This is a genomic window from Corynebacterium sp. UMB2355A (assembly GCF_033877495.1).
Taxonomy (GTDB): Bacteria; Actinomycetota; Actinomycetes; order Mycobacteriales; family Mycobacteriaceae; genus Corynebacterium; species Corynebacterium pseudogenitalium.
Window position 1 is genome coordinate 25,324 of record NZ_CP138856.1, and the last position, 10,450, is coordinate 35,773.

Annotated in this window: 14 protein-coding genes and 1 pseudogene; 10 read left to right on the forward strand and 5 right to left on the reverse strand. The window is 61.7% G+C overall.

Annotated features, from left to right (window positions below; genetic code table 11):
• Nucleotides 1-257 precede the first annotated feature (257 nt).
• The 3 genes from R0V12_RS11445 to R0V12_RS11455 all read left to right on the forward strand — a co-directional run bounded on the left by R0V12_RS11445 (nt 258) and on the right by R0V12_RS11455 (nt 1,637).
• Nucleotides 258-806: a hypothetical protein gene (locus tag R0V12_RS11445; protein WP_011867672.1), complete on the forward strand. Its 549-nt coding sequence runs from the start codon at nt 258-260 to the stop codon at nt 804-806.
• A complete protein-coding gene (locus tag R0V12_RS11450) occupies nt 806-1,423 on the forward strand; it encodes a hypothetical protein (RefSeq protein ID WP_066513015.1) in 618 nt (205 codons plus the stop codon). The genes R0V12_RS11445 and R0V12_RS11450 overlap by 1 nt, the downstream gene beginning before the upstream one ends.
• Nucleotides 1,424-1,508: 85 nt before the next feature.
• On the forward strand, nt 1,509-1,637 hold the full coding sequence (locus tag R0V12_RS11455) for a hypothetical protein (RefSeq protein ID WP_255357142.1): 129 nt from the start codon (nt 1,509-1,511) through the stop codon (nt 1,635-1,637).
• Here R0V12_RS11455 and R0V12_RS11460 read toward each other — a convergent pair.
• From R0V12_RS11460 to R0V12_RS11560, 3 genes and pseudogenes are all read right to left on the reverse strand, one after another.
• Nucleotides 1,634-2,299 (reverse strand): response regulator, encoded by a 666-nt coding sequence (locus R0V12_RS11460; RefSeq protein WP_011867674.1) that lies wholly within the window; start codon nt 2,297-2,299, stop codon nt 1,634-1,636. The genes R0V12_RS11455 and R0V12_RS11460 overlap by 4 nt on opposite strands.
• Nucleotides 2,296-3,081 carry a sensor histidine kinase gene (locus tag R0V12_RS11465; RefSeq protein WP_320073031.1) on the reverse strand — a complete coding sequence of 262 codons (786 nt, stop codon included), beginning with the start codon at nt 3,079-3,081 and terminating at the stop codon, nt 2,296-2,298. Before R0V12_RS11465 ends, R0V12_RS11460 begins: the two co-directional genes overlap by 4 nt.
• An 82-nt stretch (nt 3,082-3,163) precedes the next feature.
• Nucleotides 3,164-3,244, reverse strand: a pseudogene (locus tag R0V12_RS11560) (hypothetical protein); the annotation flags it as partial.
• 18 nt (nt 3,245-3,262) lie between these two features.
• Here R0V12_RS11560 and R0V12_RS11470 point away from each other — a divergent pair.
• From R0V12_RS11470 to R0V12_RS11485, 4 genes are all read left to right on the forward strand, one after another.
• Complete coding sequence (locus R0V12_RS11470; protein WP_320073032.1) at nt 3,263-3,643, forward strand: hypothetical protein; 381 nt, start codon at nt 3,263-3,265, stop codon at nt 3,641-3,643.
• A 188-nt stretch (nt 3,644-3,831) separates the two neighbouring features.
• Complete coding sequence (locus R0V12_RS11475; protein WP_080972059.1) at nt 3,832-4,542, forward strand: phosphatase PAP2 family protein; 711 nt, start codon at nt 3,832-3,834, stop codon at nt 4,540-4,542.
• Complete coding sequence (locus R0V12_RS11480; RefSeq protein WP_011867677.1) at nt 4,539-5,465, forward strand: ATP-binding cassette domain-containing protein; 927 nt, start codon at nt 4,539-4,541, stop codon at nt 5,463-5,465. Before R0V12_RS11475 ends, R0V12_RS11480 begins: the two co-directional genes overlap by 4 nt.
• Nucleotides 5,462-6,193, forward strand: coding sequence for an ABC transporter permease (locus R0V12_RS11485; RefSeq protein WP_066513013.1), 732 nt, complete (start codon nt 5,462-5,464; stop codon nt 6,191-6,193). The genes R0V12_RS11480 and R0V12_RS11485 overlap by 4 nt, the downstream gene beginning before the upstream one ends.
• Nucleotides 6,194-6,463: 270 nt before the next feature.
• On the opposite strand, the gene R0V12_RS11490 is transcribed toward R0V12_RS11485, so the two are convergent.
• Complete coding sequence (locus R0V12_RS11490) at nt 6,464-7,174, reverse strand: IS6-like element IS1628 family transposase (protein ID WP_010889963.1); 711 nt, start codon at nt 7,172-7,174, stop codon at nt 6,464-6,466.
• A gap of 116 nt (nt 7,175-7,290) precedes the next feature.
• On the opposite strand from R0V12_RS11490, the gene aph(3')-Ia reads away from it, so the two are divergent.
• Nucleotides 7,291-8,106, forward strand: a complete 816-nt coding sequence (gene aph(3')-Ia, locus R0V12_RS11495) for an aminoglycoside O-phosphotransferase APH(3')-Ia (protein ID WP_000018326.1) — start codon at nt 7,291-7,293, stop codon at nt 8,104-8,106.
• A gap of 92 nt (nt 8,107-8,198) precedes the next feature.
• Here the strand turns inward: aph(3')-Ia and R0V12_RS11500 are convergent, their stop codons facing one another.
• On the reverse strand, nt 8,199-8,909 hold the full coding sequence (locus R0V12_RS11500; RefSeq protein ID WP_010889963.1) for an IS6-like element IS1628 family transposase: 711 nt from the start codon (nt 8,907-8,909) through the stop codon (nt 8,199-8,201).
• Between the two features lie 326 nt (nt 8,910-9,235).
• On the opposite strand from R0V12_RS11500, the gene R0V12_RS11505 reads away from it, so the two are divergent.
• Nucleotides 9,236-9,826 carry a ParA family protein gene (locus R0V12_RS11505; protein ID WP_257046263.1) on the forward strand — a complete coding sequence of 197 codons (591 nt, stop codon included), beginning with the start codon at nt 9,236-9,238 and terminating at the stop codon, nt 9,824-9,826.
• Complete coding sequence (locus R0V12_RS11510; protein WP_257046264.1) at nt 9,823-10,089, forward strand: hypothetical protein; 267 nt, start codon at nt 9,823-9,825, stop codon at nt 10,087-10,089. Before R0V12_RS11505 ends, R0V12_RS11510 begins: the two co-directional genes overlap by 4 nt.
• The last annotated feature ends 361 nt before the right edge of the window (nt 10,090-10,450 follow it).

The following is a 10,450-nucleotide window of genomic DNA, read 5'->3' on the forward strand; positions in this document are numbered from 1 at the left end:
CAGAAAGTGTGAAAAGCGTTGGCAGGGGCGCCGCCGGGAACCGGCGGTCGGGGTCGGAGGTCTAAGAGACCGTGGCGTTGATTCTGGATACCGATGACGAGATTTTCATCGCGGCGGACGCCGCGGACATGGCGAAGCAGCTTGTCGGCCTCCTCTACGGCGGGTGAGGCACAGCAGAGCGTCGCTCCCGTGCCGAACGACGCCATCAAGATCATCTCCGGCCCCGCGAAGCTGGACGAGACGAAGGAGTGAGGACCATGTCCGACCAGAACATCAACATCAAGCTCGACCGCGGCGGCCCCGAGAACCACGCCTGGACGGTGCTGGGCACCCTGCTCGCCTGCGGCGCTGTCGGCATGGCCGCCTGGGCGATCTCCAACGCCGGAGCCCTGGACCTGGCTGCGACCGGCCTGTTTTTCTTCTTCATGCAGCTCATCTCGATGATGCTCAAGGCGGGGCTGATTGTCGTCCCGGAGAAGAACCGGAAGGACTTCGGCGAGACGCGCGGCCTGCTCAAGACCGCCTGGCGCGAGTTCCAGGAGTTCCAGGGCCGCTCGCCCATCTGGCGGATGGCGCTGCTGGCGCTCGGCTTCACCGTCGGCTACATGATCTTCCGCTGGGGACTCTCGGTGGCGCTCGGCATCTTCAGCAACGTCTGGATCGCCGGAGCCGCCTCGGCGCTCATCGCGTCCTTCATCGTCGCGCCGCAGCTGTTCACGAACCTGGTCTCGAAGATGAAGACGAAGTCGGGCCTCCAGGTGAAGACGACCACTGGTACGCCCGATGCCGAGAGGGGTGACGTCTGATGACGAAGGCGGCGATCACGACCATCGGCGCAGCACTGCTGGCCGCCGCTGCTCTCGCGCTCAGCGGGTGCAGCTACCCCGGCGACGACGAGGACCGCGCCGCGTTCCATGCCGAAGCGCAGGATCCAGTCCCCTCGGCACCGGCTACCGAGCCTACCGAGCCGGAGACCCCGGCCGAGGAGACCGGCGACGAGAGCACCGAGGAAGGCGGCCAGGGCGAGAAGTCGGGCGCAACCGCGGACCTGGGCGTCGAGGACGGGCATGTCCAGTATCTCCGCGCGATCCAGAACTTCTCGCCCGCGCTTGAGCGCTGGGTGCTCGACGAGGAGGCGGGCGAGGTCACCTACGGGATCGTCAACTGCGCCGGCCAGACGAAGTCCGAGGGCGTCGCCACCCTCGAGCGGGTCGACGGCGGCGATGGAGCAGCGTTCGAGGCGACGTGGATCGGCAAGTCGCCGTTGGAGAACGTCGCGGCGGAATCGATACGCGTCGAGATCACCGAGGACACTTTGAAGAACTTCGCGGACGTTGCGACGTCCAGGACCGACATCGAGGCGAGCAACGTCGCTTCGATGTGCGCCGAGGTCGGCGAGACAGCCGCCGACTTCGTCTTCTGAGAATGACCACAAGAACGCCCCCAGATCTACTCCGGGACCTTCTCCGCGCGAGCAGGGTCGGACGCGACTCGGGAACAATGGTGCCGTGGCAGATTTCGACCTCCTCTGCGCGGCGCTTGTCTCCGCCCCGAAGACACCATCGAAGGTCTCGTCGCGGACGTTCCGAAGCTCCGGCACGACGAAGCCTGATCGTCGTCGTCCCGAGAAGATCTAGGCTCGTCCGGCGCGAAGGGCGATGAGGGCTGCTTCTACGCGGTTGCGCGCTTCAGTCTTCCGCAGGATCGCGGAAACGTGCACCTTGACGGTGCCGGGAGCGAGGTGCAGCGCTTTCGCGATCTCAGCGTTCGTCTCTCCTTGGCTGAGCCGGATCAGAATCTCTCGCTCGCGAGCCGTGAGGCGTTCGAAGCGTTCGACGGCGCTCGCGTACTGGGTGTACGTCGTCGAGACGCCGGAGTCGAGCAGACGCCGGGCGACCGAGGGCGAGAAGAACGCTCCGCGACCGGCGACGGCGTGCACACCGGCGATCAGCTGGCGCGGATCGCCGGACTTGAGGACAAACCCGTCTGCGTCGAGCCGGATGGCCTCGGCGATGTAGTCGTCCTCCCCGAACGTGGTGACGAACAGGCAGGGGAGCGCGCTCCCGTCGGAGCGGAGCCGTTGCAGCGCGTCGAGTCCGCTCATCCCGGGCATCTGGATGTCGAAGAGGGCGACGTCGAGACGGTGCGCGTCGATCTTGCGCAGGGCCTCTGCTCCGTCGGCGGCCTGGGCTACGACCTCGATGGCGGGATCGGTGTCGAGGATCCCGACGATGCCGGTCCTCACGAGGGGGTCGTCGTCGGCGACCAGGACTCTGACCGGGGCCTCGGTCGCTGTCATCGTTGTCCTCCTGCGATGTACTCGGTGCTGGAGACCTCGTCCTGCGCGAAGCAGATCCGGTACACGTCCCCGGCAGCGTCGTCAAAGGTGTTCGCGGTCACGGCGTAGTCGTGGCAGTCGTCCGGTCGGTTCTCGCCCCGCCTGGCCGGCAGCTCGTGGCCGGGCAGGATCCGCTCGGTCTCCGCCCGCGCGTCTCCGACGCTGATGCTTGAGAAGGCCCCTGCCGACAGCAGCGCGCGGTGGTTCTGCACCACCGTCAGCGCCTCGACCGCTGCGAGCCCGACGACGACGATCGCCGCGGTCGAGGCGAGAATCAGTCGCTGGCGGAGCTTCGTTCTGCCGGTCGAGCTCTCATCGACGTCTCTCGTCGCCTCCACAGCGCGATCATCGTGCGTGCTCTGCTCCTGACGGCGAGTCGGGAGGACCGCAGAGAGGACGAACGCACTGTCCGTCTTCTCCGCGGCGAGTTCTCCGCCGTGGGCGCGGAGCTCACTTTCCAAAGTGCTCAGGCCCGTGCCCGCTGTGTGCGCGTCGGCAGGAGTCTCGCCGAGGGCGTTCTCGATCTTCAGACGCAGCTCGGCACCGACGTCGGCAGCGGTGATGTCGATCGGGGTGCCGGGAGCGTGCCTGCTTGCGTTCGTGATCGCTTCTTGTAGGACCCTCGTGACCTGCTCGCCTCCGAAGTCCTGCAGCCGCCTGGGTTCCGGCAGTCCTTGCACGGTGATGCGCGCACCGGCTGCGCGGGCCCGGGCCAGCAGTGCATCGACAGATGCTGCGCCCATTGGCAGCACGGGAGCGCCGGATTCTGAGGTCGGAGACGGAGTCCCCCAGGCGTTCGACCGCGTGGGCGAGGTCGTTGCGGGCGTGTAAGAGCGAGGTGCGGGCGCTCTCGGGCAGTGCCGGGTCGATCTCGAGCCGTCCGAGATTGAGCGCGACGAGGCTCAACGAGTGGCCGAGGTCGTCGTGCAGCGACTGCGCGAGGGCGATCCGGTCGGCGGTGGCGCGCTCCTTGAGCTCGGCCAGGCGCTGGACCTGCCGCAGCTCTCGCTCGCGGTCTGCCCTCCGCCCGAGGACGATGTACTGGCGCACGGCGAGACCGATCAGCCAGGGCACACCAGCGCGCATGAGCGCCGGGGGCAACTCCTCCGCGACGTAGAGCCAGTGCCCGTCGAGCCACGTGGCCCGGGCCATGCTCACGACGACCAGCACTGCCAGTCCTCCCAGGCCCGCGCGCGGACCCCTGGACCAGAGCCCGATTGCGATCGCGGCGATGCCGGTGAGCAGGGCCATGAAGAGGCCCGGCTCCGGCGCGGAGGCCAGCACCCCGAAACCGATCGCCGTTAGCGCGTCGACGCTCCGGCGCGCAGACGGACGATCAATTAGGGTCATGCGCTCCATTCTACCGGGGACCGTGGGCTCGCCGCCTCCCTCGATCGGGCGTGCGCAGCACCTCGCCGGTATGACCGTGGGCATAGACGAGTCGCCCCGCATGGCAGATTCTGAGGCCGAACCGCGTCCATAGCGTGGATTTCATGACTCACGAAACTTCGACGCGCACGCTTTCGACGTCGCGCAGATCCTCGTCCCGCCCCGTGCCGTGGCCCGCGCTGTTGATTGCCGTCGCAGCTCTTGCTGCCCTCGCTCTCGCGACGTATCCGGTGCGTGAGCGCCTCTTCACCGCTGTCGCCGGTCTCGCCGAGGGCTCGGCACTGGCCTCGGCGGTGGGATCCGTGGCCGAATTCGGTCTGCTTGCCCTCGTGGCGACCGCCGGCGTCCTCGCTCTCTGGTGCTGGCTGCGCGAGCGCCGGCGGTTCTGGCTCCTGGCGCTGGCTGGACTCGGCGTGATCACGGCCTACGGATTGAGCGAGGCCGTCAAGCTGCTGGTCGAGGAGCCGCGGCCCTGCAGCGTCGTCGACACTGCCACTGTGCTCAGCTGCCCCGGGAGCGGGGACTGGTCGTGGCCGTCGAATCACGCCGTCCTGGCCGCTGCCTTCGCCACCGCCTGCATCCTCGTCGTCCCCCGCCTCGCCTGGTTCGCGTTGCCTCTCGCGCTGGCGATCGCCGCCTCTCGAGTGGCCGCCGGAGTCCACTACGTCCACGACGTGCTCTCCGGTCTCGCGCTCGGTGCCCTCGTCGTCGCGGCCGTCGTCGCCGCGGCGTCGCCGGTGCTGGACCGGCGTCTGACTGGCGGACGGGACGGCCATCCGGATTCGGCCAGCCGGTCCCAGGGCGGGCGCGCATGATCGAGGTCGACCGTCTCTCGAAGCGCTACGGCCAGGTGACCGTTGTTGAAGGATTGAGCTTCACGGTCCCCGACGGATCCATCACCGGGTTCCTAGGCCCGAACGGAGCCGGCAAGTCCACGACCATGCGATGCCTCCTCGGGCTCCACAAGCCCACCACCGGAACCGTGCTCATCGACGGGCTCCCGCTGACCGCCCAGACGAGGCCGGCCGAGGTCGTCGGAGCCGTCCTCGACGCCTCCTGGTTCCACCCCGGCCGGACCGGACTGGCGCACCTGACGACCATCGCTGCTTCTGCCGGCCTACCCGACCGCCGCGCCTGGGAGGTACTCGAGGCCGTCGCGTTGACCCAGGCAGCTCATCGCAGGATCGGCGGCTACTCGCTCGGGATGAAGCAGCGCCTGGGGCTCGCGGCCGCCCTGCTGGGCAGACCGCGCAACATCGTCCTCGACGAGCCGATGAATGGCCTCGACCCGCAGGGGATGGAGTGGATGCGCGCCTTCCTGCGCGATGCCGCCGCGAGCGGCCACGCCGTCCTTGTCTCCTCCCACCTGCTCGGCGAGATGGAGACCCTCGCCGACCGCCTCGTCGTCATCGACAACGGCCGCTTGCTCGGCCAGTGGGACGTCGCCGATCTTCTGCACGCGCGCAGCCGCCAAGCGCTCCTCCGCACCGACGACGACGAACGCGTCGAGCAGGCTCTGCGCGGACTGCGGGTCCCCGTAACCGCACTGCCCGAGGGACTCTGCGTGACATTCGACGAGACGGTCCCCGACGCGCTCACGCTCTCGCGGACCTGCCGAGACCTCGACGTGCTCATCACTGCCCTGACGGACAAGCCGATCCGGCTGGAAGAGGAATTCCTCCGCCTCACCGACCGATCATCCGAAGCCGAACATGGCAAAGAAAGGCCCGAGCGATGACACGAGCATTGACAGCTGAGGTGCGCCGACTGCTCACCGTGCGCTCCACAGGCATCTTCGCTGCGCTGCTGATCGGCTGCTGCGTCGGCCCCATCGTCCTGATGGGCATCGTCTACGACCCGGCCTATCGAGGGCCGATCGACGCCGGTGATCTGGGCAAGTGCGTGAGCATCTTCCATGTGCTGGCCATCGTGTTCGCCGGCACACACACCGCGACCGAGATCAATGCGGGGTCGACGGCGCTGTCCTTCCTCACGCAGAAGAGTCGATGGGCCTCGTTGGTGGCACAGGCAGCGGTCCAGTGGGCGTTCCTCGCATTCGCGTACGTCGTCGGCATCGGCCTCGCGCTCGTCGCGGCGACGTTCTATCCCGACGGGCTGGCCATGTCGCCGCGAGGGTGGGCCTACCTCGCGGCCTACCTCCTCGTCGTTCTCCTGTGGGCGACGATGGCGACGGCGCTTGCCGTCCTCACGCGCTCCGTCGCGGTGTCCGTCGCCGCGCCGATCACGTGGATGCTCCTGATCGAACAGCTCGCGTCCATGGTCCCGATGCTCGAGGCGATCACGCCGTGGCTGCCGTTCAACGCCAGCCACATGCTCCTCGCCCAGGCACTTGGAGAGGCCCCTGCAGGCATGTCCGTGTGGCCTCCTGCCGTCGCGCTTCTCGTACCGGCACTCGGCCTGGCGGGCGCGGGGCTATGTGCCCATGTCCGACGGGACTCGGCGTGATGGGCAGGCCTGCGCCTCGCATCCGCCGCCCAAGACGGTTCGTGGCGTCGCAGGGCTGGGGCTGACTCACACCGCCGTTCAACAAACGGTCGTTGATGTGAACAGTGGTCCGGAGGAGCCGATCGCGAGCATTTCGCCGAGTGGGTGTTCACAAACCCGTTCAACTACATCTAGACTAGACAGAGGCAGTTGAAGGTGCTGTTGCAACTTGGGGCGGGAGCCAAGAAAGCTCCGTTTTTATTGTGTGATCAACGCTATGTTCCTGTGTTGTCAGGCCGTCTCGAATACCCGGCTAACAATCACTGCATCCGGATTCGGGTGACCATAGGCAAACATCGTGCCCTGCCCCTTCCGCAATGAGTGCATCGCTTCCATCCCTTTCAACGTCCGGTAGGCAGACGTTCGGTTTTTGAATGCTCCTTTCGGCCCCAGGATCCGCTTTAACCGGCCATGATCGCCTTCAATGACGTTGTTGAGGTATTTCACCCGACGATGCTCGACCGTCGATGGACAGACGCCTTCCGCCTTCAGCTCAGAGATTGCCCTGGCGAGTGAGGGGGCCTTGTCGGTGCTGATCACCCGCGGATAGCCTGCCGATTTATTCGACCGTAGCGTCTTCGCCAGGAAACGCTTCGCTGCCGCGACGTTGCGTTTTGGTGAGAGGTAGAAGTCCAGGGTCTGGCCACCGGCGGTGATTGCCCGATAGAGGTAGCACCACTTTCCCCCGACCCGGATATAGGTCTCATCCACCCGCCAGGACCTGGCCTGCCAGTCAGGAACTTGCCGATACCACCGGGTCTTCTTATCCAGCTCAGGAGCATATTTCTGGACCCAGCGGTAGATCGTGGTGTGATCGACCGGCACTCCCCGCTCGGTCATCATCTCTTCGAGGTCGCGATAGCTCACGCCGTAGCGGCAGTACCACCGCACCGCCCACAGGATGATTTCACGAGGGAACTGCCGACCGGAGAAGATGCCCATGGACCTGATTATTCCACGCCGGTCTTCCTACTGCCCCAACTTTGCAACAGCACCAAAATATATCATCATGAACAATAAAACTGTCTGCTTACATAAACAGTAATACAAGGGGTGTTATGAGCCATATTCAACGGGAAACGTCTTGCTCGAGGCCGCGATTAAATTCCAACCTGGATGCTGATTTATATGGGTATAGATGGGCTCGCGATAATGTCGGGCAATCAGGTGCGACAATCTATCGATTGTATGGGAAGCCCAATGCGCCAGAGTTGTTTCTGAAACATGGCAAAGGTAGCGTTGCCAATGATGTTACAGATGAGATGGTCAGACTAAACTGGCTGACGGCATTTATGCCTCTTCCGACCATCAAGCATTTTATCCGTACTCCTGATGATGCATGGTTACTCACCACTGCGATCCCCGGGAAAACAGCATTCCAGGTATTAGAAGAATATCCTGATTCAGGTGAAAATATTGTTGATGCGCTGGCAGTGTTCCTGCGCCGGTTGCATTCGATTCCTGTTTGTAATTGTCCTTTTAACAGCGATCGCGTATTTCGTCTCGCTCAGGCGCAATCACGAATGAATAACGGTTTGGTTGATGCTAGTGATTTTGATGACGAGCGTAATGGCTGGCCTGTTGAACAAGTCTGGAAAGAAATGCATAAGCTTTTGCCATTCTCACCGGATTCAGTCGTCACTCATGGTGATTTCTCACTTGATAACCTTATTTTTGACGAGGGGAAATTAATAGGTTGTATTGATGTTGGACGAGTCGGAATCGCAGACCGATACCAGGATCTTGCCATCCTATGGAACTGCCTCGGTGAGTTTTCTCCTTCATTACAGAAACGGCTTTTTCAAAAATATGGTATTGATAATCCTGATATGAATAAATTGCAGTTTCATTTGATGCTCGATGAGTTTTTCTGATAGTTAGTCTTTGTAGGGTGCTGTTGCAACTTGGGGCGGGAGCCAAGAAAGCTCCGTTTTTATTGTGTGATCAACGCTATGTTCCTGTGTTGTCAGGCCGTCTCGAATACCCGGCTAACAATCACTGCATCCGGATTCGGGTGACCATAGGCAAACATCGTGCCCTGCCCCTTCCGCAATGAGTGCATCGCTTCCATCCCTTTCAACGTCCGGTAGGCAGACGTTCGGTTTTTGAATGCTCCTTTCGGCCCCAGGATCCGCTTTAACCGGCCATGATCGCCTTCAATGACGTTGTTGAGGTATTTCACCCGACGATGCTCGACCGTCGATGGACAGACGCCTTCCGCCTTCAGCTCAGAGATTGCCCTGGCGAGTGAGGGGGCCTTGTCGGTGCTGATCACCCGCGGATAGCCTGCCGATTTATTCGACCGTAGCGTCTTCGCCAGGAAACGCTTCGCTGCCGCGACGTTGCGTTTTGGTGAGAGGTAGAAGTCCAGGGTCTGGCCACCGGCGGTGATTGCCCGATAGAGGTAGCACCACTTTCCCCCGACCCGGATATAGGTCTCATCCACCCGCCAGGACCTGGCCTGCCAGTCAGGAACTTGCCGATACCACCGGGTCTTCTTATCCAGCTCAGGAGCATATTTCTGGACCCAGCGGTAGATCGTGGTGTGATCGACCGGCACTCCCCGCTCGGTCATCATCTCTTCGAGGTCGCGATAGCTCACGCCGTAGCGGCAGTACCACCGCACCGCCCACAGGATGATTTCACGAGGGAACTGCCGACCGGAGAAGATGCCCATGGACCTGATTATTCCACGCCGGTCTTCCTACTGCCCCAACTTTGCAACAGCACCGAAAATTATTCCAACTAGTATTCCAGGAACTATATAGAGCATGGTTTCCCTTCTTCAGCTTCGAAGACAAGAGCATTGAAAACGAGTTTTACCGCATCATGCTAGCCGATATGTTTATAGAACATGACGATAAAGAGAACTAAAATACTCACCACCAGCACGTTTAGTATTTACAGTAAACTGCATCTCCGTATGCCTGTAGACCTGTAAAGCAGTATTTACTGAAATCTGTAAAATGGTAGACGCAATGACGCATCCACCTAGGAGAAGCCATGATCATTACCGCCATTAACGCCAAAGGTGGCGTTGGCAAGACCACTACAATGATGTTTCTCGCCACGGTTTTCGCCCACCGAGGAAAGACCGTGACTGTCACAGATTTAGACCGACAGGGCTCAGCTCTGGAATGGTCTGAACGCGCGGAAGACGGAGGCGATCCTTTACCATTTGAGGTCGAGCTGTCTATCCCTAAGCGCGTCGATAGACAAGCAGCACTCGTCGGAGACGATGAGTTCATGTTCATCGATGTCCCGCCAGGAGACGAGAACGCTATCGAAGCAGCAATCGCTGTCAGCGACTTCATTATCCTTCCAACCCGTTCTGCTGCAGCCGACCTCTCCCGCGTGTGGGAATTGCGCGACGCAGTTAGCGGAACACCACATGCAGTCCTGCTGACGTTCGCCAGGAAGGGAACCAGCGCCCTTGATGCTGCACGAGAAGCGCTTGATGCAGAACAAATGCCCCACTTTAAAACCGAAATCCCGCTACGCGAGGATATGCACCTTGCCTTTGGCTACTGCCCCGGCCCCGACATGCATGGTTACGACAAGGTGGCCGACGAGATTATGGAGATGATGAAGTGACCACCAGCAAGGCGCGCGCACGCGCTCAACAAGGCCCGCGAACCTCGTCAAAGAAAACCGCAACGCCGACCTCGGCAGCGGAGAAGAAAACAGTACGAGGTGCATTCCATCAACCCACCGGCCGCGACTACGTCAAAAAGATGACCATCGAAATTGACCGCGACCTTCACGCAGAACTCAAAGTCATCGCCGCGCAAAAAGGCGTGACCATACGCGAGATTGTCAGCAACTACCTCGAAGAATACGTCCACAACAATAAATAAAGGTTTACAGTCATACAGTAATACAGGTTTATGGCACCTGTATTACTGTATGCCTGTTGCTCTGGATAATTCGCCACCGTATGGGTAAATCTGCGCACGCGTGACCTGGGGTTTCATTTCATGAGGGTAAATCTGCGCAGCCTGACCTGTACAGCTGAAACTCGGTTACGTATGGCTTGCCATATGTCTAGCCATACGTAACCGCAGGTAAAAGGCATATTTTTCGCGTGTCATGGCTAGTAAATAACACCGGTGTCATTTAGAGTCGGTGAAAGACAGTTAAAAAACGAAGAAAGTCACCGGGCGGCAACCCGATGACTTTCGCTTATCACCCAGCACACACCTGGGAGAAACCACGGTT